The sequence below is a fragment of the Oleiphilus sp. HI0043 genome (assembly GCF_001634935.1).
Window position 1 is genome coordinate 1 of record NZ_LWEY01001510.1, and the last position, 993, is coordinate 993.

2 protein-coding genes are annotated in these 993 nt (G+C 44.2%); both read left to right on the top strand.

What is annotated here, in order from left to right:
* A partial coding sequence (locus A3729_RS21785; protein ID WP_156498071.1) for an HD-GYP domain-containing protein occupies nucleotides 1–622 on the top strand: 622 nt, incomplete at its 5' end.
* A 134-nt stretch (nucleotides 623–756) separates the two neighbouring features.
* Nucleotides 757–993, top strand: a 237-nt coding sequence (locus tag A3729_RS21790) for a Tfp pilus assembly protein FimT/FimU (RefSeq protein WP_156498072.1), incomplete at its 3' end; no start/stop codon positions are given.

Consider the following 993-nt stretch of genomic DNA (forward strand, 5'->3'; position numbering starts at 1 on the left):
AACTAAAATACCAGACGACATATTGAACAAACCAGGCCGTCTAACACGCATCGAATATGACATAATGAAACAGCACTCGGTGTATGGCAAAGAACTATTAGACGAACAACAAGGCGTCAACAAACTAATTAAGGATACAGCACACTTTCATCACGAACGTATCGACGGCAAGGGCTACCCAGAAAAACTAAGTGCAGCTTACCTCCATCAGTTTGTACGCATGGTATCAATTGTCGATGTTTATGATGCAATCACAAGTACCCGTTCATACAAAGACGGCTCACCAGCCTTTGATGCTTTAAAAATTCTCTACGCCGAACGAGACAAGCACTTCGACTCCGAGCTGGTTGAAGCGTTTATTCGTATGGTAGGCATTTACCCTCCGGGTACTTTGGTCGAAATGACCAACGGTGAAGTAGGCATCGTCGTATCAGCGAACGCTGACTCTCGTCTGCGCCCTAAAGTTGAACTGGTCATGACAGCCGATAAAAAATTCCGCTCTTCCTACGTAATTAATCTGATTAAAGACCCGATAGACAAGCATGGTAAACCCTATGCTATTAAGGAAGGCATTACGAATGGTACTCACGGTGTAGACGTAAAAGACTATATCTTGCAATAAATTCAGGCGCTTTAAGCAGCCCGAAAATTAGATGTAACGCACAATTTCAATTCCGGAATTACCGTCTATCATTACTATCGACCACTTGTCTCTTTGAGCTTGTTAGTTCTGCTCCTCAACTGTTTAATGACATTATGAAAAAACATATACCCCCAATTACAAATCCGCGTTCGCCGTTAAATAAACGGCTGATGGCGGGCTTTACGCTAGTCGAGTTGATGATTACCATCGTCGTCTTAGGCATCCTATTGGCAATGGGTGCACCAAGCATACAAGAGACGATTGATAAAGCTCGGCTTACATCTCAAACCAATGCCACTCTGGGCATGCTGGCCTACGCTCGTAGTGAAGGGGCTAAACGCCCTGGTACA